This window comes from Streptomyces sp. NPDC088732 (genome assembly GCF_044751205.1).
GTDB lineage: Bacteria > Actinomycetota > Actinomycetes > Streptomycetales > Streptomycetaceae > Actinacidiphila.
In genome coordinates this window covers 336,379-359,594 of record NZ_JBIVLI010000002.1, presented here as the reverse complement: position 1 = coordinate 359,594, position 23,216 = coordinate 336,379, and the positions used below count along the sequence as shown (strand labels likewise).

Below are 23,216 nucleotides of genomic sequence, written 5' to 3'. Positions count from 1 at the left end.
CGTCAGGACGTGAAGCCCGCGACGTTCTGCTCCGTGACGACCTTGACCGGCACCTTGACCAGGGTCGGGAGCTTGTCGCCCTTGGCGGCCTTCACGGCGTTCTGCACGGCCAGCTTGCCCAGTTCGCTGGGCTGCTGGGCCACGGACGCGGTGAGCGTGCCCGCCTTGACCGCGGTCAGGCCGTCGGGGGTGCCGTCGAAGCCGACGACCTTGACGGTCTTGCCGGCCTTGGAGCCGAGCGCCTTGATGGCGCCCAGGGCCATCTCGTCGTTCTGCGCGAAGACGCCGGTGACGTCGGAGTGCGCCTGCAGCAGGTTGGTCATGACGTCCAGGCCCTTGGTGCGGTCGAAGTCCGCGGCCTGCTCGGCGACCACCTTGATGCCGGGGTAGGCCTTGATGCCCTCGTCGAAGCCCTGGCCGCGCTCGTTGGCGGCGGAGGTGCCCGCGGTGCCCTGGAGCACGACCACGGTGCCCTTGCCGCCGAGGGACTCGGCCAGCGTCTTGGCGGCCAGCCGGCCGCCCTCGACGTTGTCGGAGGCGACGGTGGTCGCGAGGTCGGCCTTGTTGACGCCGCGGTCGGCGGCGACGACGGGGATGTTCGCCTTGTTGGCGGCCTTCACCGACGGGCCGGCCGCGTCGGAGTCCACCGGGTTGACGATGATCGCCTTCACGTTCTGGCTCGTGAAGTTCTGCAGCTGGTTGGCCTGCTGGGACGCGTCGTTCTGCGCGTCGGTCACGGTCAGGTTCACGCCCTCCTTCTTCGCCTCGGCCTGGGCGCCCTCCTTGAGCTGGACGAAGAAGGGGTTGTTGAGGGTGGAGACCGACAGGCCGACCTTCGTGCCGGAGGACGAGCCGGAGCCGGAGTTGCAGGCGGCGGCGGTGAGGGCGAGGGCGCTGACGGCGACTGCGGTGACCGTGATCTTCTTGATACGCATGGGTCGTTCCTTGCGGGTGTGATGAGGGTGGTGTGCGGAAGGGCGGAGCGTGGCGTCAGCCACGACGCCGCAGGGTGTCCAGGAGGACCGCCAGGGCAATGACGACGCCGATCACGACCTGCTGCCAGAAGGCGGAGACCGAGAGCAGGTTGAGGCCGTTGCGCAGCACGGCGAGGATCAGCGCGCCGATCAGGGTTCCCGAGGCCTTGCCGACGCCGCCGGACAGGCTGGCGCCGCCGATGACGACCGCGGCGATGGCGTCGAGTTCGTAGCCGTACGCCGCCTGCGGCTGCGCCGAGGCGAGCCGGGAGGCCAGGACGATGCCCGCGACGGCCGCGAAGAGACCGGACAGGCCGTAGATGACGAGCTTCTGGCGCTTGACGCGGATGCCGGAGAGGCGGGCCGCCTCCTCGTTGCCGCCGATCGCGTACATGGCGCGGCCCATGTAGGTGCGGCCCAGGATCACGGCCGTGGCGACGCCGGCGACGATCATCACCAGGACGGGCACCGGCAGCCAGCCGCCGATGGTGTCGCCCAGGTGGGAGACGGAGTCGGGGAACGCGATCGGGCTGCCCTGGGATATGACCAGGGTCAGGCCGCGGCCGATGGAGAGCATCGCCAGGGTGGCGATGAAGGGCGGCAGCTTGCCGAAGGAGACCAGCAGGCCGCTGAGCAGGCCGCTGGCCACACCGGTGGCCACGGAGAGCACGACGGCCAGCCACACCGGCAGGCCCGCGGAGCTCGCGCTCCAGGCCAGCACCGTCGCCGAGAGCGCCGCGACGGAGCCGACCGACAGGTCGATGCCGGCCGCGACGATCACAAAGGTGGAGCCGAAGGCCAGGATCGCCACGACGGCCGCCTGGACGCCGACATTGAGCAGGTTCTGCGTGCTCAGGAAGTCGCCCGACAGGAACGACAGTGCCACGAGCAGAACGACCAGGGCGCTGAGGGCGCCGTTGTTGAGGAGCACGCGGCGAGCCGCGGCGACGCCACCCGTGTCCGTCGTCTTCTTGAGCGTGTCAGTGGCCACGGGAGCCCTCCACATCCTTCTTCGTCGCAGTGGTGTTGCTGTTGCCGTTGTCCGCGGTGCCAGGGGTGCCCGCGCCGACGGCGAGGGCCATGACCGAGTCCTGAGTGGCCTGGTCCGCGGGGAGTTCGCCGGCGATCCGGCCCTGGGACATCACCAGGACGCGGTCGCTCATGCCCAGCACCTCGGGGAGGTCGCTGGAGATCATCAACACGGCGTGGCCGGAGGCCGTGAGCTGGTTGACGAGCTGGTAGATCTCCACCTTGGCGCCGACGTCGATGCCGCGGGTGGGCTCGTCGAGGATCAGCACCTTGGTGTCGGCCAGCAGCCACTTGCCGATGACGACCTTCTGCTGGTTGCCGCCGGACAGGGTGCGCACGTGCTGGTGGAGGCCGGCCATGCGCACCTTGAGCTGACCCGAGATGCGGTCGGCTTCCTTGCGCTGCCCCGTCCGGTCGACGAAACCGGCCCGGGTGGCGCGACCGAGGGTGACCAGGCCCAGGTTCTCCTGGACGCTGGCGTCCAGGACCAGGCCCTGGCCCTTGCGGTCCTCGGGCACCAGGCCGATGCCCGCGTCCATGGCGGCGTTCACGTCGTGCCGGCGCAGCCGCTTCCCGAGCACCTCGACGGTCCCGGAGTCGTAGGGGTCGGCGCCGAAGACCGCGCGCACGACCTCGGTACGCCCGGCGCCGACGAGCCCGGCCAGGCCCACCACCTCGCCGGCCCGCACCTCGAAGCTCACGTCCTGGAAGACGCCACCGCGCGTGAGGCCCTCGACCCGCAGCAGCGGCGCGCCGGCGTCGGAGCGCTCACGCGGGTACTGCTGGTCGATGCTGCGTCCGACCATGAGCCGCACGAGTTCGTCCTCGGGCGTGGCCGCGGGCACCTGGGCGACGCTGCGCCCGTCGCGCAGAACCGTCACACGGTCGCCGAGCGCGGCGATCTCCTCCAGGTGGTGGGTGATGAAGACGATGCCGACGCCGTCGGTGCGCAACTGGCGCACGATCGCGAAGAGCTTCTCGACCTCCTCACTGGTGAGGACCGCGGTCGGCTCGTCCATGATCAGCACCCGGGCGTCCAGGCTGAGCGCCTTGGCGATCTCCACCATCTGCAGGCGGGCGATGCCCAGTTCCCCCACCGGGGTGCGGGGGTCGACGTCCACGCCGACGCGCTGGAGCAGGGCGGCGGCGTCGGCGTTCATCTTCTTGCGGTCCAGCAGGCCGAAGCGGCGCGGCTGGCGGCCCAGGAAGATGTTCTCGGCCACGCTGAACGTGGGGACGAGGTTGAACTCCTGGTAGATGGTGGCGATGCCGAGCCGCTCGGCGTCCTGCGCGCCGTGGATGCGCACCTCCTGGCCGTCCACGAGCAGGCGCCCTCCGTCCGGGCGGTTGGCGCCGGACAGCATCTTGATGAGGGTGCTCTTGCCCGCGCCGTTCTCACCGAGCAGGACGTGCACCTCGCCGCCGTGCAGGTCGAAGTCGACGCCGTCGAGGGCGACCACGCCGGGGAAGACCTTGCGGACTCCCTCCATGCGGAGGATCTCGGGGCTGGTCGTGCTCAACGGGGGCTCCCTTCGGACGCGCCGCTGGAGCGGCGCACTACGAGGCGGGCGGAGACGGTGACCGACGGTGCGGGCCGGCCCTCCACCCGGTCGATCAGCGAGCGCACGGCCGCCCGGCCGAGCTCGCCCGTGGGCTGGGAAATCGCCGTGATCGGCGGATCGGTGTGGAGGAACCACGGGATGTCGTCGAACGCGGCGAGCGCGATGTCCTGCGGGACCCGCAGGCCGCGGGCGCGGATCTCGTCCATGGCGCCGAGCGCCATCAGGTTGTCCGCGGCGAAGACCGCGTCCGGCGGGACCGGGAGGTCGAGGAAGCGGGCCGTGGCCCGGCGGCCGCTGTCCGCTTGGAAGTCGCCCTGCCCGATGTAGTCGTCGGGCAGGGCGAGGCCGAATGCCTCGAGCGCGTCGCGGAAGGCCTTCACGCGCTCGCGGCCGGTGGTGGTCGCGGCCGGGCCCGAGATGATCGCCAGCCGGCGGTGCCCGAGGGCGTGCAGGTGGGCGACCAGGTCGCGGACCGCCTCGCAGCCGTCGGTGCGGACCACGGGCACGTCGTTGCCGATGCCGGGGATCCACCGGTCCACGAAGACCATGGGGGTGCCGGCGAGCACCGCGTCCATGATCAGCGGCGAGCCGCCGTCCGTGGGGCTGACCAGCAGGCCGTCGATGCGTCGGTCCAGGAGGGTGCGGATGTGGTGGTCCTGCTGCTCCGGCCGCTCGTCGGCGTTGCCGATGATGACGCTGTAGCCGAGCGCCCTGGCCTCGTCCTCGACCGAGCGGGCGAGCTCGGTGAAGAACGGGTTCAGCACGTCGCTGATGACCAGGCCGAGCGTTCGCGTCTGGTCGGTGCGCAGCGACCGGGCCACCCCGTTGGGGCGGTAGCCGAGTTCGGCCACGGCCTCGAGCACCCGGGTGCGGGTGTCCGGGCGGACCGCGGGGTGGTCGTTGAGCACGCGGGACACCGTCGCGACGGATACGCCGGCGCGGGATGCCACGTCCTTGATGCTCGCCACCGTCCACCTCCTCGTGGAATCGATTACAAGGAGGATTGGAAACGATTACATGCGCGGCGGCAAGAGCACGCAACCGGATCGTTACATTCCAGACCCTCGTGCGGGCGGAGTTGTCCACAGGCCCGGCGGGGCTGTCGGCGCGGGAAGGTACCTTCGGAACACGACGTCGGACCACGTCGGCGGACGGGGGAGGAGGCCCGTGTCATGGGGGAATCGGGGGCATGTCGCGGCGGGCCGCGTCCCCGTCCGCGGCGCGCTCCGCGCGCGACGCCGGCGCGTGTCCTGCGGGGGGTCGTGAGATGACGCAGTCGCAAGAGTCACAACGCCCGGCGCTGGCCGAGGTGACCGGTGTCCTGGAACGCATCACGTACGCCAACGAGGAGAACGGCTACACCGTCGCCCGGGTCGACACCGGCCGCGGCGGCGATCTGCTCACCGTGGTCGGCGCCCTGCTCGGCGCCCAGCCGGGCGAGTCGCTGCGCATGCAGGGCCGCTGGGGCTCCCACCCGCAGTACGGCCGCCAGTTCACGGTGGAGAACTACTCGACGGTGCTGCCCGCCACGATCCAGGGCATCCGCCGCTACCTCGGCTCCGGGCTCATCAAGGGCATCGGCCCGCGGATCGCCGAGCGGATCGTGGAGCACTTCGGCACCGACACCCTGGACGTCATCGAGCGCGAACCGGCCCGCCTGGTCGAGGTCCCCGGCCTCGGCCCCAAGCGCACCCGGCTGATCGGCGCCGCCTGGGAGGAGCAGAAGGCCATCAAGGAGGTCATGGTCTTCCTCCAGAGCGTCGAGGTGTCCACCTCCATCGCGGTGCGCATCTACAAGGAGTACGGGGACGCCTCGATCTCCGTGGTGAAGAACCAGCCCTACCGGCTGGCCGCCGACGTGTGGGGCATCGGCTTCCTCACCGCGGACCGCATCGCCCGCGCGGTCGGCATCCCGCACGACAGCCCGGAGCGGGTCAAGGCCGGGTTGCAGTACGCCCTGTCCCAGGCCACCGACAACGGCAACTGCTTCCTGCCGGAGGAGCAGTTGCTCTCCGATGCCGTGAAGCTGCTCCAGGTCGACACCGGTCTGGTCATCGACTGCCTGGCCGAGCTGGCCGCGGAGGAGGGCGTGGTGATCGAGCCCGTGCCCGGCCCGGACAGCGAGGAGCCCGTGCGCGCGGTCTACCTGGTGCCCTTCCACCGGGCCGAGATCTCCCTGGCGGGCGCGCTGCTGCGGCTGCTGCGCGGCCCCGAGGACCGGATGCCCGCCTTCCACGACGTGGACTGGGACAAGGCGCTGGCCTGGCTGGCCGAGCGCACCGGGGCCGATCTCGCTCCCGAGCAGCAGCAGGCGGTGCGGCTGGCGCTGACCGAGAAGGTGGCGGTGCTGACCGGCGGCCCCGGCTGCGGCAAGTCGTTCACGGTCCGTTCCGTGGTGGCCCTCGCGCAGGCCAAGAAGGCCAAGGTCGTCCTGGCCGCGCCGACCGGGCGGGCCGCCAAGCGGCTGGCCGAGCTGACCGGGGCCGAGGCGTCCACCGTGCACCGGCTGCTGGAGCTCAAGCCCGGCGGGGACGCCGCGTACGACCGGGACCGGCCGCTGGAGGCCGATCTCGTGGTCGTGGACGAGGCCTCCATGCTGGACCTGCTGCTGGCCAACAAGCTGGTCAAGGCCGTGCCGCCGGGTGCCCACCTGCTGTTCGTCGGCGATGTCGACCAGCTGCCCAGCGTCGGCGCGGGAGAGGTGCTGCGCGACCTGCTGGACGAGCGGAGCCCGGTCCCCTCCGTACGGCTGACCAGGATCTTCCGCCAGGCGCAGGAGTCCGGGGTGGTGACCAACGCGCACCGGATCAACTCCGGCGTCCCGCCGCTCACCCAGGGGCTCGGCGACTTCTTCCACTTCGTGGAGGACGACGGCGAGGAGACGGCCCGGCTCACCGTGGACGTGGTCGCCCACCGGATCCCCCGCCGGTTCGGCCTCGACCCGCGCCGCGACGTCCAGGTGCTGGCGCCCATGCACCGCGGACCGGCCGGCGCGGGCGTGCTCAACGGACTGCTCCAGCAGGCCGTGACCCCGGCGCGCCCGGACCTTCCCGAGCGCCGCTTCGGCGGCCGCACCTTCCGCGTCGGCGACAAGGTCACCCAGATCAGGAACAACTACGAGAAGGGCGCGAACGGCGTCTTCAACGGCACCGTGGGCGTGGTCACCTCCCTGGACACCGTGGAGCAGCGGCTCACCGTCCTGACCGACGAGGACGAGGAGATCCCCTACGACTTCGACGAACTCGACGAGCTCGCCCACGCGTACGCGGTGACCATCCACCGTTCGCAGGGGAGCGAGTATCCCGCCGTAGTGATCCCGGTCACCACCGGAGCGTGGATGATGTTGCAGCGGAACCTCCTCTACACGGCCGTTACCCGGGCGAAACGCCTGGTCGTGCTCGTGGGCTCGCGCAAGGCCATCGGGCAGGCGGTCCGCACCGTCTCCGCAGGCAGACGCTTCACGGCGCTCGACCACCGGCTGTCACGAGCGGCAAGATAGGCACTGGGTGCCACCTTTCGGTCCTATGGCCGACCCCGAGTGCACGTGGCCACGCCAAATGGGGGACAGTAGGGGTAGGTCAGGGCACCTCGAAACCTCGAAGAAGAGGCACGACGTCGGTGAGGGAATGACGTGAGCGACAACTCAGTAGTACTGCGGTACGGGGACAGCGAGTACAGCTACCCGGTGATCGAGGGCACCGTTGGGGACAACGGCTTCGACATCGGCAAGCTCCGCGCCAATACCGGCCTGGTCACCCTGGACAGCGGCTACGGCAACACCGCGGCCTACAAGTCCGCGATCACCTACCTCGACGGCGAGCAGGGGATCCTCCGCTACCGCGGTTACCCCATCGAGCAGGTCGCCGAGCGTGGCAGCTTCCTGGAGACCGCGTACCTGCTGATCAACGGTGAGCTCCCGACCGTTGACGAGCTCGCCGGCTTCCGGGGCGACATCACGCAGCACACGCTGCTGCACGAGGATGTGAAGCGGTTCTTCCAGGGCTTCCCGCGCGACGCCCACCCGATGGCCATGCTGTCCTCCGTGGTCAGCGCGCTGTCCACCTTCTACCAGGACAGCCACAACCCGTTCGACGAGAAGCAGCGCTACCTCTCGACGATCCGGCTCATCGCGAAGCTGCCGACGATCGCCGCGTACGCGTACAAGAAGTCGATCGGCCACCCCTTCGTCTACCCGCGCAACGACCTCGGCTACGTCGAGAACTTCCTGCGCATGACGTTCGCGGTCCCCGCCGAGGAGTACGAGCTCAACCCGGTCGTCGTCGACGCCCTGGACAAGCTGCTGATCCTGCACGCGGACCACGAGCAGAACTGCTCCACCTCCACCGTCCGCCTGGTCGGCTCCTCGCAGGCCAACCTCTTCGCGTCCATCTCCGCGGGCATCAACGCCCTGTGGGGCCCGCTGCACGGCGGCGCCAACCAGAGCGTGCTGGAGATGCTGGAGGCCATCCAGGCCGACGGCGGCGACGTGGACGCCTTCATCCGCAAGGTGAAGAACAAGGAGGACGGCGTCCGCCTCATGGGCTTCGGCCACCGCGTCTACAAGAGCTTCGACCCCCGGGCGAAGATCATCAAGGCCGCGGCGCACGACGTCCTGTCCGCCCTGGGCAAGTCCGACGAGCTGCTGGACATCGCCCTGAAGCTCGAGGAGCACGCGCTCAGCGACGACTACTTCGTCTCGCGCAACCTCTACCCGAACGTGGACTTCTACACCGGCCTGATCTACCGGGCCATGGGCTTCCCGTCCACGATGTTCACCGTGCTCTTCGCGCTCGGCCGGCTCCCCGGCTGGATCGCCCAGTGGCACGAGATGATCACCGAGCCGGGTTCCCGCATCGGCCGCCCGCGCCAGGTCTACACGGGCGTCGTCGAGCGCGACTACGTGCCGGTCGAGAGCCGCTGATCCCGCACCCCGGCGTCCCGCTCCGGCGGGGCGCCGGGGTACGCCGGAGCAAAGAGAAACGCCCCGCGCCGAATCCCCCCACGGGTTCGACACGGGGCGCTCCCGTTTCCCGGAGCGGATCCCCCCACGGGTCCGTACCGGGCGTTCTTTGGGTGCGCTCGCCCCACCGGAGCGCGCCGCCCGGGAGGGCCGCTCAAAGCTCTCCGGGCAGTGCGTCCAGGCGTGACGACCGGGCTGTCCCCCAAAGACAACCCGTTCATCATCTCACCGAGTCCGCCGGGAGCCCGGTGTCTTCTCGGGGTTAGACCCCCCTGTAAACCAAAAGGTTACGTTTCAGCCAGTGTGATCTAGGTCTCGCCTACGTCTTTCTACGTCATCCGCATCAGGAATGACCCCCGTGTCGGTCGCGGGGACCCCGTCCCGTAACGTGCTGTCCCACCTTGAGGGGCGGAGCGTGATGTCGCAGAACGCAAGTGTGGGCCGGAACGTCGTGGTGACCGGCGGGGGAACGGGCATCGGCCGGTCGGTGACCACGAGGTTCGCCGAGGCCGGCGATCATGTGACCATCGTGGGCCGCCGCCGCGAGGTGCTGCGGGCCACCGCCGAGGAACTGCGCACCGAGCACGGACTCGACGTCACCCCGGTCGCCTGCGACCTCGCCGACCCCGACGACGTCGAGGCGGCCCTCGCGCGGCTGCCCCGGCGCGTGGACGTGCTGGTCAACAACGCGGGCAGCCGGGAACTGGCGATCGGCGCGGGCCCGCACGGCGTCCTGGCCCGCTGGCGAGGCGATTTCGAGCGCAATGTGCTGACCGCGGTGCTGGTGACCGAATCCCTGCGGGACCGGCTGCCCGAGGGGGGCCGGGTCATCACCGTGACGTCGGTGGCCGCGCTGCGCGGAGGGGGCTCCTACGGCGCGTCCAAGGCCGCCCTGCACGCCTGGAACCACTCCCTGGCCGCCCAGCTCGGCCCGCGCGGCGTGACCTGCAACATCGTCGCCCCGGGCACGGTCGCGGGCACCGAGTTCTTCGGCGCGCGCCTGGACGCCGCCGAGCTGACCCGGCGGGCCGGGCGCACCCTGGTCGGCCGCGTGGGGCGCCCCGACGACGTCGCCGCGGCGGTGGTCTTCCTGGCCTCCCAGGACGCCGGGTTCATCACCGGCGAGATCCTCCAGTGCAACGGCGGGGAGCTGCTCGGCCGCTGAACCGGGGTGCCGCGCGCCGGTGTACTCCCCTGGTGGGAGCCGGCCGGCACGGCCCCTCCCTGAGGATGACGCGGTCCCCGGAAAACCCCGGGAACGCCCCCGATCCCGGTGAAACCGGGTTGCCCCCGCACGAGCGCGGCTGCCAGCGTGGAGCCGGGAGCGGGCGGGGCGACAACCGGGTCCGGGCGGGAAGAGGGGCGGCGGTATGGACGTTGCACGATTTGTGTCGGCCCTCGACTTCACCGCAGGTCTCGAGGGGTACCTGCGCGACGGCCATGCGCTGTGGGCCTACGGTGTGCTCGCGGCCACGACCGCGCCGCCGCTGGTACCCAACTCCGCCCTGCTGGTGACCGGCGGGGTGCTGGCCGCCCAGGGACGGCTGGACATCGGGCTGGTGCTGCTGGCGGTCGCGGGCAGCGCGGTCCTCGGTGACATGGTCATCCACCGGATCGGCCGGGCGGTGAGCGGCAGCGTCCTGACGCGCCTGTACCGCAAGCCCCGGCGCCGGGCGCTGCTGGAGTGGGCGAGCACCCGCATAGAGCGCCACGGCGTGCCCTTCGTGATCGGTGTGCGCTTCCTGCCCAGCGGCCGGGTGATCGGCGGGCTGGCCGCGGGGATCGTCCGCTACCCGGCGCGGCGCTATCTGATCGGGGCGGGCGTGGCCGAGGGGGTGTGGGCGACCTACTCCGTCGGGCTCGGCTACTTCGGCGGCCTGGCCATGTCCAACTCCTTGTACGCGGTGGGACTCGGCCTGGGCGTCTCGTTGTTCGTGGCGGGGCTCGGCAGCCTGGCGCAGGTGGTGTCCGGGCGCCGCGCGGCGGCCGAGAGTGCGGCCGCCGGGCGGGTGGTGGCGTCGGGAGGGACGGTTCCTCCGGGGCCGCGGGTCAGCGACGAGCAGGGACTCGGCGCGGACGGCGGGGGTGCGGCGGCGGCACCGGGCCGGGTACGCGGCGGCGGGACGGTGTGAGTTCCCCGGGCTCGGGGCTCGCGGCCAGGGCCTTTGCGGCCTCCCGGCCCTTCCTGCCGGGAGGGCTTCAGCCGGCCGGGGCCGGGCTGGTGCCCGGTGCGGGAGCGCCGGCGACCCCGGCCGCCGCGGCTGCCGCCGTCACGTCGACCGGTCCGGTCCCGAGGCGCGGTGCGAGGTAGCCGAACAGGGCGTTTTTGAGCTCGCCGGTGTAGGCGGCGCGCTCCGCGCCGTCGTGCCCGACGACCAGGGCGAGGCCCGCCTTGAACAGCCCGAAGGCCATGGCCGCGACCTGCGTCCGCTCCGCCGCGGACAGGTCGGGGGCGCGCAGGCCGAGCAGCGTCTCGACCCGCTCCAGGAGGGAGCTGTGCAGGGCGTCGTGCTCCGATGTGACCGAGCCCGGGACGTCGCTGTCGTGGACCAGGGCGAGGAAGGCCGGGTTCTCGCAGTTGAAGTCGATCATCGGGTCGACGATCACGTCGAGCATCTCGCGCAGCGGCAGCGAGGCGTTCTCCGGCGTGAACAGCTCGCCGTGCGCCTCGCGCATCCGCAGGTTGAGGGTGCTGCCCAGCTCGATGGCGATGGCTTCCTTGTTGGGGAAGAACTGGTAGAGCGTGCCGGGCGACACACCGGCCTCACGCGCGATGGCGTTCGTGCTCGCCGCGGTGTAGCCCACCTTGCGGAAGACGTCCGCCGCGGCGTCCAGCAGTTGTGCCACGCGCCGTTCCCCGCGTGCCTGACGACGGCGCGGTCTTTGCTCCTCGGGCACGTGTACTCCCCAATCACTGTTGACAAACGCGAGTGGCCGCTCGCATTCTGAAGAAACGCGAGTGATCGCTCGTGTTGGCCAGTTTACGGCTGTTCTTCATGGGAGGGGACACCTCTGTCATGTCCGATGTCAACCGCGGGCGCCCGCCAGGGGTCTGGACCCGGGTGACCACCGCCCGGCCGGGACTCACCCTGCTCCTCGCGCTGCTGTTCACCGCTCTCGCTGTGGTCGCGGGCAGCGGGGTAGCGGAGCGGCTGCACAGCGGCGGCTGGGAAGCGCCCGGCTCCGAGTCGTCGTACGCCAACGCGGCCCTGCAGAAGTACTTCCCGGACTCCCAGCCCAATCTGATCCTCCTCGTCGACAGCCGGGGGGCCGGGGTGGACTCCCCGGCCGTGGCCGCCGAGGGCCGCGAACTCGGCCGCAGGCTCGCCGCGGACAAGGACGTCAGCGGTGTCACGTCCTACTGGACCACCTCGGCGCCGGCCCTGCGCGCCAAGGACGGCGGCGAGGCCATGATCGCCGCCCGCATCGCCGGCGACGACGACGCGATCGCCAAGACCGTCGAGCGCCTCGCCCCCGCGTACCGCGGGGAGCACGGCCCGGTGGAGGTCAGGGTCGGCGGCCTCGCCGCCTTCCGGCAGGAACTGCAGACCACCATCCAGGACGACCTGGCCCGCGCCGAGGTCATCGCCCTGCCGGTGACCCTGCTGCTGCTCGTGATGGTCTTCGGCAGCGCCGTGGCCGCGATGCTGCCGCTGGTGATCGGCATCGTCGCGATCCTCGGCACCAACGCCGTGCTGCGCGGCATCACGGCGTTCACGGACGTATCGATCTTCGCCCAGAACCTCACCACCGCCCTGGGGCTCGGACTCGCCATCGACTACGCCCTGTTCATCGTGCGCCGCTTCCGGGAGGAACTGGAGGCGGGCGCCGATCCGCGGGCCGCGGTGGGGGCGACGCTCCGCACGGCGGGCCGTACGGTGCTCTTCTCGGCGCTCACCGTGGCCGCGGCGCTGTCCGCGATGTTCCTGTTCCCGCAGTACTTCCTGCGCTCGTTCGCCTATGCGGGCATCGCGGTGGTGCTGCTGGCGGCGGGTGCCGCCCTGGTGATCCTGCCGGCGGCGCTGGTGCTGCTGGGCCACCGGGTCAACGCCCTGGACCTGCGCAGGATCCTGCCGCGCCGGAGGAGCGCACGGGAACCCGGCGCGGGGTACGCCCGGCTCGCCACCCTGGTGATGCGCCGGGCACCGCTCTTTGCGGCCGGCACGATCGCGGGGCTGGTGCTGCTCGGAGTCCCCTTCCTCCAGGTGCAGTTCGGCACGGCCGACGACCGCCAGCTGCCGGCGACGGCAGAGGCCCATGTCGTGCAGCAGCACATCCGTGACGACTTCCCCGGCAACCCGGGCGACGAGATCACCGTGCTCGCCGAGGGCGGCCCGACGGCCGCACAGCTCGGGGCCTACAGCAGCAGACTGTCCCGGCTGCCCGGGGTGGTCGTCGTCGACGGCCCCGCCGGGCAGTACGCTTCCGGAGAGCTCAGCGCCGCGCCCGGCCCCGCCGAGGCGGCCCGGGCCGCCGGCGGGGCGGCCTATCTGACGGTGCTGCCGAGGACGGCGGCGGTGGACCCGGCCGGCCAGGACCTCGTGGACAGGATCCGGGCGGTCGACGCACCCTTCACGACCTCGGCGACCGGCACGGCCGCCCAACTCGTGGACACCAAGGACGTCATAGCCGACCGGCTGCCGTGGGCGGCCGGGATGATCGCCGCGGTCACCTTGCTGCTGGTTTTCCTGCTCACCGGCTCCGTTGTCATCCCCGTGCAGGCGGTGCTGCTCAACGCCCTGAGCCTGACGGCGATGTTCGGCGCCGTGGTGTGGGTCTTCCAGGACGGCCATCTGTCGGGGCTGCTGGGCTTCACCGCGACCGGCAGTATCGAGACCACCCTGCCCGTGCTGATGTTCTGCGTGGCCTTCGGGCTGTCGATGGACTACGGCGTCTTCCTGCTGTCGCGCATCAAGGAGGAGTACGACCGCACCGGTGACCACCGGTCGTCCGTGGTCTTCGGGGTGCGCCGCACCGGCGGCCTCATCACCGCGGCCGCGGTGATCCTGGCGGTGGTGATGGTGGCCATCGGCACGTCCCGGGTCGCCAACACCAAGATGCTGGGCCTCGGGATCGCGCTGGCCGTGCTGATGGACGCGATGGTGGTCCGCACGCTGCTCGTGCCGGCCGTGATGCGGCTGACCGGACGGGCCACCTGGTGGGCGCCGGGACCGCTCAAGCGGCTGCACGAACGCTTCGGGCTGAGCGAGGGGGAGGGGCCGGGCGGGGCCCCGGCGCGGGAGGAGCCCGCGCGGGACCCGGAGCCCGCCGCGACCGGCTGAGCGTCAGCCGAGCTCCCGGCGGCCTCTGTTGCCCGGCCGCCGGGAGCTCCACAGACGGATGGTGTCCGCGTACCAGAAGGGTTTGCCGGCCTCCACGACGTCGGGCGGCGGCAGGTGCCCGTGTTTCCGGTACGAGCGCACCGTGTCGACCTGGACCCCGATGTGAGCGGCGATCTCGGCGTACGACCAGAGGGTCCGATCCGTCATCTCACACGCACCTCCTCGCGATGGCTTCGAGCGGTCAGCCTCGCCGGGTCAACGACATGGGATGACGGGTGAAAGGGCCTGTTGATCAGCTGTTACGCGAAGCCCGCGTAACAGTGACAAACCTGGCAGAGGTGGTGATGATCGGACACCCGTCCGGCGGACGGGACCGGAACTCCGTCCGGGCGAACCCTCAGTCCCCGAACCGGGCGGGCAGGGGCGGTGCTTCCGCCGAGGCGACGGCACGCAGCCGCGCGAGGATGGCGGTGCCCGCCTTGGCGTAGGCGGAGGCGTCGTCGAAGAGCACCGAGTGGAGATTGCCCGACTCCATCAGCGCGATCAGCTCGAAGGCCAGCAGGGGCACATCGAGGTCGGCGCGCAACTGCCCGGCCCCGCGGGCCTTCTCGACGGTGATCTCGACATAGGTGATCCACTCCAGGCGCGCATCGGCGACCAGGTCGTGCACCGGACCGGTCCGCGCGTCGAACTCGGCCGCGACGGCGAGGAAGAAGCACCCGCCGGGGAACACCCGGCTCCGGGAGTACTCCAGCCACCCCTCGCACAGCCGCCACACCCGGGCGATACCGGGAGGCAGTTCGCGCGGGGGCCGCACCACATGGTCGAAGTACAGCTCGCGGGCCGCGCGGACGGCGGCCAGCTGAAGCTCCTCCTTGGAACCGAAGAGGGCGAACACCCCGCTCTTGCTCAGTCCCAGCTCGGCCGCCAGCCTGCCCAGGGACAGCCCTTCGAGACCCTCGACCGAGGCGAGGGCCGTGGCGCGGCTCAGGACCAGGCGGCGCGTCTCGTTGCCGCGCCGGACCCGGTTGTCCGTACGGGGGGTTGTCACCCGGCCATCCTACGAAAGGCCGCGTCCGCCCGGAATGCGTCGGGCGTAGGGTCGGTCGCGTGACCTCGACGCATCCCTTCCTCAGTCCGAGCACCCTCCCCTACGAGCTGCCGCCGTTCGCCGACATCCAGGACGAGCACTACCTGCCGGCCTTCGAGCGCGGCATGGCCGAGCAGCTCGCCGAGGTGCGGGCCGTCGCGGCGGACCCCGAGCCGCCGGGCTTCGAGAACACGATCGTCGCCCTGGAGCGCTCCGGCGACCTGCTGGGCCGCGTCTCGAACGTCTTCTTCAACCGTGCGGCCGCCGACACCAGCCCCGCCGTGCAGGAGATCGAGGCCCGCGTCAACACGGCACTCGCCGCGCACGCCGACGCCATCCACCTCGACCCGGACCTCTTCGCCCGCATCAGGACGCTCCACGACACGCGGCACGAACTCGGCCTGGACGCCGAGTCCCTGCGGCTGCTGGAGCGTTACCACACCCGCTTCGTCCGCGCCGGTGCCGAACTCACCGCCGAGGGCCGCGAGCGGCTGCGTGAGCTGAACGGCGAGATCGCCGAGGCCTCGACCACCTTCGAGCAGAACCTCTTCGCCGACACCAAGGGCGCCGCGATCGTCCTGGACAGCGCGGACGAACTCGCCGGCCTGTCCCCGGACGCCATCGCCTCGGCCGCCGCCAACGCCACCGCCCTCGGTCACGACGGCCGCTACGTGCTGAGCCTGAAGAACTTCTCCAACCAGACCGAACTCGCCTCCCTGGACGACCGCGCCCTGCGCCGCAGGCTGCTGGAGGCGTCCCTGGGCCGCGGTCTCACGAGCAACCGCGCCGTCGTGGTGAGGCTCGCCCGGCTGCGCGCCGACCGCGCCGCGCTGCTCGGCTACCCCTCGCACGCCGCGTACGTCGTCGCCGACCAGACCGCGGGCACCACCGAGGCGGTCACGAACCTGCTGACCCGGCTCGTCCCGGCCGCCGTCGCCAACGCCGAGCGGGAGGCGGCCGCGCTGGCGGAGGCCTCGGGCCTCGCGGACTTCGCGGCGTGGGACTGGACGTACTGGTCCGAGAAGGTCCGCAAGGCCGAGTACGACATCGACGCCGCCGCGATGCGCCCGTACTTCGAGCTCGACCGGGTCCTGAAGGACGGTGTCTTCCACGCCGCGGGCCAGGTGTACGGGCTGGGCTTCACCGAGCGCCCCGACCTGAGCGGCTACCACCCCGACGTGAGGGTCTTCGAGGTCTTCGACGCCGACGGCGCACCGCTGGGCCTCTACCTCGGCGACTTCTTCGCCCGCGCCTCCAAGCGCGGCGGCGCCTGGATGAACAGCCTGGTCGACCAGTCGCACCTGTTCGGCCGCAAGCCCGTGGTCGTCAACAACCTCAATGTCGCCAAGCCCGCGCCGGGCGAGCCGGCCCTGCTCACCTTCGACGAGGTCCACACCCTCTTCCACGAGTTCGGCCACGCGCTGCACGGGCTGCTCTCCGACGTCCGGTACCCCTTCTTCTCCGGCACCTCGGTCCCGCGCGACTTCGTCGAATACCCGTCCCAGGTGAACGAGATGTGGGCGACCTGGCCGCAGGTGCTGGCGCACTACGCCCGGCACCACGAGACCGGCGAGCCGATGCCCGCGGACCTGGTGGCCCGCATGGAGGCCGCCGAGCGCTTCGGGCAGGGCTTCCGTACGGTCGAGGCCCTGGCGGCGGCCGTGCTCGACTGGGCCTGGCACTCCATCCCGGCCGGCCACGACCCGGGCGACGCCGAGGAGTTCGAGGCGGCCGCGCTGAAGGAGGCGGGTCTCGCGCTGCCGGCCGTCCCGCCGCGCTACCGCAGCACCTACTTCGCGCACATCTTCGCCCACGGCTACAGCGCCGGTTACTACTCCTACCTCTGGAGCGAGGTCCTGGACGCCGACACCGTCGAGTGGTTCAGGGAGAACGGCGGCATGCGGCGGGAGAACGGCGACACCTTCCGGCGCGAGCTGCTCTCGCGCGGCGGCAGTGTCGACTCGCTCGCGGCGTACGAGGGCTTCCGGGGACGGGCGCCGGAGATCGGGCCGCTGCTGGCCCGCCGCGGCCTGACCGGCTGAGCAGGCACCTTCAGCGGCGGCGGCGGCAAGCAGCAGCGCCGCCGCCGCCCGGTCAGTCGTGCGGCCGTGCCCCGCTGATGCGGTGGTCGGCGAGGTTCAGCGCCTCGTCGACCACCCGGCGCAGATGTCCGTCGGCCAGGGCGTAGACCATGCGGCGCCCCTCTTTCCGCACGGTCACCAGCCCGGCCAGCCGCAGCTTCGCCAGGTGCTGGCTGACGGCCGGGCGGGCGGCGCCGCACATCTCGGTCAGCGTGCCGACATCGGCCTCCCGCTGCCCCAGGGCGTGCAGGATCCGCAGCCGGGTGCGGTCGGCGAGCAGCCCGAGCAGGTCGGCGGCGACGGCGTACTGCTCGGCGCCAGGGTCTCGCGGGTGCGCATCCTGTGCAGGTGACAGGTGCATGCGTGCGCTCATACGCACATAATGACAGTCATGGACGAGCACCGGCACCCCCATCCGCACGACGGTCACGGACAGCCGCACGGCCACGACCACGACCACGGCCATACGCACGGCCACGGCCGAGACGACAAGCACCGCCACGGCCACGGCAGGGCCCGCCCCCACTCCCACGCCGCCGCGGACAAGCTGGACCGCGCCCTCGAAGGCTCCGCCGAGGGCATCCGCGCCCTGTGGATCTCGCTGGCGGTCCTCGGCGCCACCGCCGCCGTGCAGGCGGCCGTCGTCGTGCTGTCCGGGTCGGTCGCGCTGCTCGGCGACACCGTGCACAACGCCGCCGACGCGCTGACCGCCCTCCCCCTGGGCCTGGCGTTCCTGCTCGGACGGCGCGCCGCCACCCGCCGCTTCACCTACGGCTACGGCAGGGCCGAGGACCTGGCAGGGATCGTCGTCGTCGCCACGATCGCGGCGTCCGCGGTCGTCACCGGGTACCAGGCGCTGGACCGCCTGATGGACCCGCGGGACGTGTCCCACCTGCCGGCGGTGGCCGCCGCCGGGCTCGCCGGATTCGCGGGCAACGAATGGGTGGCCCGCTACCGCATCCGCATCGGGCGCAGGATCGGTTCGGCCGCGCTCGTCGCGGACGGACTGCACGCCCGTACCGACGGCTTCGCGTCGCTGGCCGTGCTGCTCGGCGCGGGCGGCGCGGCACTCGGCTGGCGCGCGGCCGACCCGGTCGTCGGGCTGCTCATCGGCGCCGCCATCCTGCTGGTGCTCCGTGACGCGGCGCGCGAGGTGTTCGGCCGCCTCATGGACGCCGTCGACCCCGCGCTCGTCGACGCCGCCGAGCGTGCGCTGCGCGACCGGCCCGGAGTCCTGGACGTCGCCGAACTGCGGCTGCGCTGGATCGGCCACCGGGTGCGGGCGGAGGTCGCCGTCGTCGTGGACGGTTCGCTCGACCTGCGCGCGGCGCACCAGGTGGCCGTGGACGCCGAGCACGCGCTGCTGCATGCCGTTCCCCGGCTGAGCGCCGCCCTGGTCCACCCCGACCCGGCGCCGGCGGCCGGCCTTCCGGATCCGCACGCCGGCCTGGCCCACCACGGCACGTGAGGCACGGCGCGGTTCAGCGCGGTCCCGTGCCGTGGTCGGCCGCCGCCTGTGCGGCCGCGCCCCTGATCCGTCCGGCCAGTTCCCGCAACCGGTCGGCGGGGGCGCCCAGTCCGTTGAGTCGCAGACGGGCGGCCTCGGTGAGGGTGTCGGCGTTGGCGGTGAAGGCCAGATTGAGTGCCTGGCGCACCATCCAGTGGTCGTACGTGAGCAGCCGGACGGCCTCGTCGCGCGCGTTCGCCCGCTCCCCGTCGACGGGCAGGTCCCGCAGCCGCTGGGCGATGCCCTGCAGAACCGCCGCCTGCCGGCTGCCGTCACGGGCCACTTCCGTGGGGACCGGGCCCCGCTCGCCGCACGCGGCGATCACGCGGTCGGCCTCCGGCTGGGCGGCCACCGCCTGGTCCAGGAGCGCGGCCAGCGCCGCGAGTTGCTCGTACGGGGACATGGCTCCTCCGGTCGGGCGTCGCGTGGCCACGGATCTTCCAGTGTGCGCCCGGGGGACGTCCGCGGGGGAACGGTGATGACTGCGAGGAATGATCAGTACCGGATCGGTCACGGCAACATCACAGACCGCTCGCATGTCTGCGCGGACTGTGAGGGTGATGTCACGGTGTCCCCCACACCCAAGCCTCAGGGGGCTCCTGTGACACAGTCGTCGCACACGCAACCACCGGGTTCGCACCCGTCCCAAGGACCCGGCTGGGTCCAGCCGCCGAAGAAGTCGGGGGCGGGGAAAATACTCGGCTTCGGCATCGTCGCCATCCTCGTCGTGGTCGGCGGCAGTGTCGCGTTCGCCCTCCGCACCGGCGGCGACGGGGACTCCGGCGGCAAAGCGCCGGCGGTGAGCACCGAGCCGGCGCAGGACGCCGCCGGGCAGGGCCAGTTCAAGGACGATGTGAAGATCGACTCGTGCGGGCTCACGGACTTCACCAAGTCGCCCAGTGCCGAGGTGACCATCACCAACCACGGGGACAAGAGCGCCGACTACCAGGTGCGCGTGGAGTTCAGCGACTCGACGGGACACCTGATCTCCCAGGGCGTCGCGACGACCACGGGACTGGCCGGCGGGGCCTCGGTGAAGGAGAGCGCCCAGGGAACCGGCCCGGCGGCGGGCGACATCACCTGCAAGGTGACCGAAGTGGGCCGCACCGCCGCGAATTGACGCGGTGCGGCAGGAACGGCCCGGCGTCGCCGTTGCGGACGGGCCTTTCCCTCCCCGGCGACTCCGGTCGCCGTGCGGGCCCGCGGCCGGGGGCCGCGGGTTCTCCGCGCGCGGGATCGCGGGCGATTCTCGTACCCACCGGTAGGGAGTCGGGCGCGCCGGACGGGGCGTCGGACCGCCCGCACGGGGACGGCCGGCCGTCGGCCGTGTGAACGTCTCCCGGTGGCCGGCGAACTGGCGAGAAACGTCCTCTGAACAGGTTGCACAGGCGCGCTCCGCGGCCGGCCGCGAATGGCGAGAATCTGTGCCTCCAGTTTCAACTACGTGTCCCTGTAAGACTGTTGACGATCGTTCTCACGCAACTGCCGCTCGACGCGTACCGCTTCTGCGTGAGATCGCCTGCGTCGGACCGTGGCTGAAAAAGCGGAGCGTCACCGCAACCTTGATCATCATTACCTTGCGTGGATCTGCACGTCTCGTTCATCTTCCATCCGTTCGGCGTTCTCCCCTCCTTGAACGCAACCCCCTCATGTGCCGCGACTGTCAGTCCCGCTTGGGGATGTATTTCGGCCTGTTGCGCGAAAAACACAATGGGGAGGGAGGTCGGCCTTATGGTCCGGCCGCGCGTTCTGTACATGTTGGCCCAGGGGGATGGCAGGTACCTGCCAGGGGTCCAGCATGTGCGTTCGGGGAATCCGGGTGACCCGGACCTCTCCCCGGAGGGTTCGTCGCGCACTGCGAGACCCGAGAGACCTGAAAGACCCGAAAGACCGGGCAGACCCGACAGACAGGACCGTCACGACCGGACCGACCGGCAGGAGCGCGGCGAGGGCCGCCCCGCCGCGGTCGGCTGGCGGCTGGTCGGTGCCAACAACCGTGAACTGGGCCGCAGCGCCCGCGCGTACGCGTCCCTGGCCGAGTGCCAGGCGGCCGTGCTCCTGCTCCGAGAGAACATCGGGCAGGTCCGCGCGCAGCTGGCCATGGCGGATGCCGGCAGCACCTGGACCTGGCGGGTCGCGCTCGGTGGAAAGGACGTCGCGGTGTCCGGCCGCACCTACCAGCGCCAGCGCGAGTGCCAGCAGAATCTGGGGCTGTTCCTGGCCGCCGTCACCGTCGCGGAGATGACCGAAGGAACGGCCCACCGGCCGCGGTTGCGCGGTCTGCGGGCCGCAGCTCAGCCGGGGTCTACGCGAGAAGACTCCGACGAGGGCCGCGGCACGGGCGACGCCCAGGAGACCCGGGGTCCCCGGGACACCACGCCGCCCACCGGGCTGCGGGCCGGGGCGGGGGTCCGATGACCGTCGCACTTCCCGGGTTCGGACGTTCCTCCGAGCCCGGTCCCGATCCCGTGGACGACGCCCCTCGCGACATCCGCGGCAGCGCCGAGCGCGCCGACCTCGCCTTCCGCCTCGTGGCGCGGGGGAGCGGCGCGACGGTGCTCGTCATCATGCTGCTGGTCGGTGTCTTCCTCACCTACCGCGCGTGGCAGGCGCTCAGCGTCGCCGGCTTCTCGTTCCTCACCACGGCGGCCTGGGAACCCGATGCGCACCACTTCGGCATCGCCGCGGTGCTCACCGGCACGGTGCTGATCGGCCTGACGGCGATCGCCTTCGCGGTGCCGCTGGCGGTGGGCACCGCGCTGTACATCTCGGAGTACGCGCCGCGCCGCGTGCGGCGCACGCTCGTCAGCCTCGTGGACCTCATGGCGGCGGTGCCGAGCGTGGTGTACGGCCTGTGGGGCGCCTTCTTCCTGCAGAGCCACGTCGTCGGCCTGTCCCGGTGGCTGGCCACGTACTTCGGCTGGATCCCGATCTTCAAGGTCACGGGCACCGACCCCGACGACCCGCTGGCGACCGCCACGGTCTTCACGTCCTCCACGTTCATCGCGGGGATGGTCGTGGCGCTGATGGTCACGCCGATCGCCTGCTCGGTGATGCGGGAGGCCTTCTCCCAGGCGCCCGTGGGCGAGCGCGAGGGCGCCTACGCGCTCGGCGCGACCAAGTGGGGCATGGTGCGCACCGTCGTCCTGCCCTTCGGGCTCGGCGGCATCATCGGCGGCACGATGCTCGGCCTCGGCCGGGCGCTGGGCGAGACGATCGCGGTTTACATGATCATCTCCCCGGTCTTCGCCATCCAGCCGCACATCCTGCAGAACGGCGCCAACTCCGTCTCGGCGCTGATCGCCCTGCGCTACGGCTCGGCGACCGAGTTCGGCATGTCGGCCCTGATGGCCGCCGGCCTCGCCCTGTTCCTCATGACGCTGGTCGTCAACTTCATCGCCTCCTCGATCGTTGCGCGCAGTCGCTCCGGCGCGGGGGTGGAGGCCTGAGATGAGTGACCTCCTCACCAAGGAGCGGACGGCCCCGGCCGCCCGCCCCGACGAGCCCGAGATCCGGCGCAACACCTCCGGTGTGCACCTGACCGACCTCCTGGCGATAGCCGGAGCCCTGGTCGGCGCGGTCGCGCTGACCTCGCTGCTGTTCTTCTGGGTCGCCCCGTTCGACTCGCTCCTCGGCTTCGTCGTCGTCGCGTACGTGTGCTTCCTCGGCATGTACGCCGTGCTGGTCTCCCTCGACCAGAACGCCGCGGCGGTACGGGACCGGGTGGCGGCGGTGGTGTGGCAGAGCCTGGCCCTGCTGCTCCTGATCGCGCTGGTCTTCGTGGTCTCCTACACCCTGTGGCGCGGCCACGGGGCGCTGGTCCACCTGAACTTCTTCACCAAGGACCTGTCGGACACCGGCCCGCTCCAGCCGCTCACCCAGGGCGGTGTGCTGCACGCCATCGTCGGCACCCTGGAGCACATCACGATCGCCCTGGCGATCACGGTGCCGCTCGGCCTGGCCTGCGCGGTGTTCCTCAACGAGGTGCCCGGCCGCTACGCGCGCTTCGTCCGCACCATCGTCGAGGCGATGACGGCCCTGCCGTCCATCGTGGCCGGCCTGTTCATCTACGCCACCGTCATCCTCATCATCGGCCTGGAGAAGTCCGGCTTCGCCGCCGCGCTCGCGCTGAGCGTGATGATGCTCCCGATCATCATCCGCGCCGCCGACGTGGTCATCCGGCTGGTGCCGAGCTCGCTGCGCGAGGCGTCGTACGCGCTCGGGGCCGGCCAGTGGCGGACGGTGTGGACCGTGGTGCTGCCCACCGCGCGGTCCGGCCTCACCACCGCGGTGATCCTCGGCACCGCCCGCGGCATCGGCGAGACCTCGCCGGTGCTGCTGACCGCCGGATTCACCGCCAGCCTCAACACCAACCCGCTGAAGGGCGCGCAGATCTCGCTGCCGCTGGCGACCTTCTCCCTCGTCGGGTCGCCCCAGCCGAACATGATCGCCCGCGGATTCGGTTCCGCGGCGCTGCTGATGTTCCTGGTGCTCATCCTCTTCGTCCTGGCCCGCGCCATCGGCGGCCGCGGTCCGGGCGAGCTGAGCCGCGGTCAGCAGCACCGCCGGGTGCTGGCCTCGCAGCGGGACGTGGTGCGCATGAGCGCCCGCCGGCCCGCGGCCCCGCGGCCCGCCGCACCGGCCGGTCCCGCACCGGCCGGTCCCGCACCGGCCGATTCCGATCCGGCCGACTCGTGACCCCCCGCCGCCCAGACCGCACCACCCGTACCG

General features: G+C 71.7%; 18 protein-coding genes and 2 pseudogenes. 11 read left to right on the top strand and 9 right to left on the bottom strand.

What is annotated here, in order from left to right; all coding sequences use genetic code 11:
- Positions 1–2: 2 nt before the first annotated feature.
- From ACIP9H_RS04450 to ACIP9H_RS04435, 4 genes and pseudogenes are all read right to left on the bottom strand, one after another.
- Positions 3–866: pseudogene (locus tag ACIP9H_RS04450) on the bottom strand (D-ribose ABC transporter substrate-binding protein); the annotation flags it as partial.
- A gap of 123 nt (positions 867–989) precedes the next feature.
- Positions 990–1,965 (bottom strand): annotated as a pseudogene (locus tag ACIP9H_RS04445) (ABC transporter permease); the annotation flags it as partial.
- Positions 1,955–3,493 carry a sugar ABC transporter ATP-binding protein gene (locus tag ACIP9H_RS04440; protein ID WP_401957637.1) on the bottom strand — a complete coding sequence of 513 codons (1,539 nt, stop codon included), beginning with the start codon at positions 3,491–3,493 and terminating at the stop codon, positions 1,955–1,957. The pseudogene ACIP9H_RS04445 and the gene ACIP9H_RS04440, both read right to left, overlap by 11 nt.
- A gap of 26 nt (positions 3,494–3,519) precedes the next feature.
- A complete protein-coding gene (locus ACIP9H_RS04435; RefSeq protein ID WP_360905924.1) occupies positions 3,520–4,533 on the bottom strand; it encodes a LacI family DNA-binding transcriptional regulator in 1,014 nt (337 codons plus the stop codon).
- Positions 4,534–4,832: 299 nt separating this feature from the next.
- Between ACIP9H_RS04435 and ACIP9H_RS04430 the strand changes: the two genes are divergently transcribed.
- From ACIP9H_RS04430 to ACIP9H_RS04415, 4 genes are all read left to right on the top strand, one after another.
- Positions 4,833–7,064, top strand: coding sequence for an ATP-dependent RecD-like DNA helicase (locus tag ACIP9H_RS04430; RefSeq protein WP_401957435.1), 2,232 nt, complete (start codon positions 4,833–4,835; stop codon positions 7,062–7,064).
- A 132-nt stretch (positions 7,065–7,196) separates the two neighbouring features.
- Positions 7,197–8,486 (top strand): citrate synthase, encoded by a 1,290-nt coding sequence (locus ACIP9H_RS04425; protein WP_401582948.1) that lies wholly within the window; start codon positions 7,197–7,199, stop codon positions 8,484–8,486.
- 457 nt (positions 8,487–8,943) lie between these two features.
- Positions 8,944–9,690: an SDR family NAD(P)-dependent oxidoreductase gene (locus ACIP9H_RS04420; protein WP_401582947.1), complete on the top strand. Its 747-nt coding sequence runs from the start codon at positions 8,944–8,946 to the stop codon at positions 9,688–9,690.
- A 205-nt stretch (positions 9,691–9,895) separates the two neighbouring features.
- Positions 9,896–10,657, top strand: a complete 762-nt coding sequence (locus ACIP9H_RS04415) for a DedA family protein (protein WP_401582945.1) — start codon at positions 9,896–9,898, stop codon at positions 10,655–10,657.
- Positions 10,658–10,724: 67 nt separating this feature from the next.
- Here ACIP9H_RS04415 and ACIP9H_RS04410 read toward each other — a convergent pair whose 3' ends face one another.
- Positions 10,725–11,372 (bottom strand): TetR/AcrR family transcriptional regulator, encoded by a 648-nt coding sequence (locus ACIP9H_RS04410; RefSeq protein ID WP_401957431.1) that lies wholly within the window; start codon positions 11,370–11,372, stop codon positions 10,725–10,727.
- Positions 11,373–11,542: 170 nt separating this feature from the next.
- On the opposite strand from ACIP9H_RS04410, the gene ACIP9H_RS04405 reads away from it, so the two are divergent.
- A complete protein-coding gene (locus ACIP9H_RS04405; protein ID WP_401957428.1) occupies positions 11,543–13,807 on the top strand; it encodes an MMPL family transporter in 2,265 nt (754 codons plus the stop codon).
- Between the two features lie 3 nt (positions 13,808–13,810).
- On the opposite strand, the gene ACIP9H_RS04400 is transcribed toward ACIP9H_RS04405, so the two are convergent.
- Both ACIP9H_RS04400 and ACIP9H_RS04395 read right to left on the bottom strand, forming a co-directional pair.
- Positions 13,811–14,014: a MarR family transcriptional regulator gene (locus tag ACIP9H_RS04400; RefSeq protein WP_319661490.1), complete on the bottom strand. Its 204-nt coding sequence runs from the start codon at positions 14,012–14,014 to the stop codon at positions 13,811–13,813.
- Between the two features lie 190 nt (positions 14,015–14,204).
- Positions 14,205–14,858 carry a TetR/AcrR family transcriptional regulator gene (locus tag ACIP9H_RS04395; protein WP_401582941.1) on the bottom strand — a complete coding sequence of 218 codons (654 nt, stop codon included), beginning with the start codon at positions 14,856–14,858 and terminating at the stop codon, positions 14,205–14,207.
- Positions 14,859–14,917: 59 nt separating this feature from the next.
- Here ACIP9H_RS04395 and ACIP9H_RS04390 point away from each other — a divergent pair, with 59 nt between their 5' ends.
- Positions 14,918–16,939 carry a M3 family metallopeptidase gene (locus tag ACIP9H_RS04390; RefSeq protein ID WP_401957424.1) on the top strand — a complete coding sequence of 674 codons (2,022 nt, stop codon included), beginning with the start codon at positions 14,918–14,920 and terminating at the stop codon, positions 16,937–16,939.
- A gap of 52 nt (positions 16,940–16,991) precedes the next feature.
- Here ACIP9H_RS04390 and ACIP9H_RS04385 read toward each other — a convergent pair whose 3' ends face one another.
- Complete coding sequence (locus ACIP9H_RS04385; protein WP_401957421.1) at positions 16,992–17,351, bottom strand: ArsR/SmtB family transcription factor; 360 nt, start codon at positions 17,349–17,351, stop codon at positions 16,992–16,994.
- Positions 17,352–17,369: 18 nt separating this feature from the next.
- Here ACIP9H_RS04385 and ACIP9H_RS04380 point away from each other — a divergent pair, with 18 nt between their 5' ends.
- The gene (locus tag ACIP9H_RS04380) at positions 17,370–18,446 is read left to right on the top strand and encodes a cation diffusion facilitator family transporter (protein ID WP_401582936.1); all 1,077 of its coding nucleotides are present in this window, start codon (positions 17,370–17,372) and stop codon (positions 18,444–18,446) included.
- 13 nt (positions 18,447–18,459) lie between these two features.
- On the opposite strand, the gene ACIP9H_RS04375 is transcribed toward ACIP9H_RS04380, so the two are convergent.
- Entirely contained in the window at positions 18,460–18,888 is a 429-nt protein-coding gene (locus ACIP9H_RS04375) for a hypothetical protein (protein WP_401582934.1), read from the bottom strand.
- Between the two features lie 198 nt (positions 18,889–19,086).
- Between ACIP9H_RS04375 and ACIP9H_RS04370 the strand changes: the two genes are divergently transcribed.
- The 4 genes from ACIP9H_RS04370 to pstA all read left to right on the top strand — a co-directional run bounded on the left by ACIP9H_RS04370 (position 19,087) and on the right by pstA (position 23,183).
- Positions 19,087–19,605, top strand: a complete 519-nt coding sequence (locus tag ACIP9H_RS04370; RefSeq protein WP_401957417.1) for an FxLYD domain-containing protein — start codon at positions 19,087–19,089, stop codon at positions 19,603–19,605.
- A gap of 932 nt (positions 19,606–20,537) precedes the next feature.
- Positions 20,538–20,903 (top strand): hypothetical protein, encoded by a 366-nt coding sequence (locus ACIP9H_RS04365; RefSeq protein WP_401582931.1) that lies wholly within the window; start codon positions 20,538–20,540, stop codon positions 20,901–20,903.
- Positions 20,900–21,934, top strand: a complete 1,035-nt coding sequence (gene pstC, locus ACIP9H_RS04360; protein WP_401582929.1) for a phosphate ABC transporter permease subunit PstC — start codon at positions 20,900–20,902, stop codon at positions 21,932–21,934. Before ACIP9H_RS04365 ends, pstC begins: the two co-directional genes overlap by 4 nt.
- 1 nt (position 21,935) lies before the next feature.
- Positions 21,936–23,183: a phosphate ABC transporter permease PstA gene (pstA, locus tag ACIP9H_RS04355; protein WP_401957413.1), complete on the top strand. Its 1,248-nt coding sequence runs from the start codon at positions 21,936–21,938 to the stop codon at positions 23,181–23,183.
- Positions 23,184–23,216: the final 33 nt, after the last annotated feature.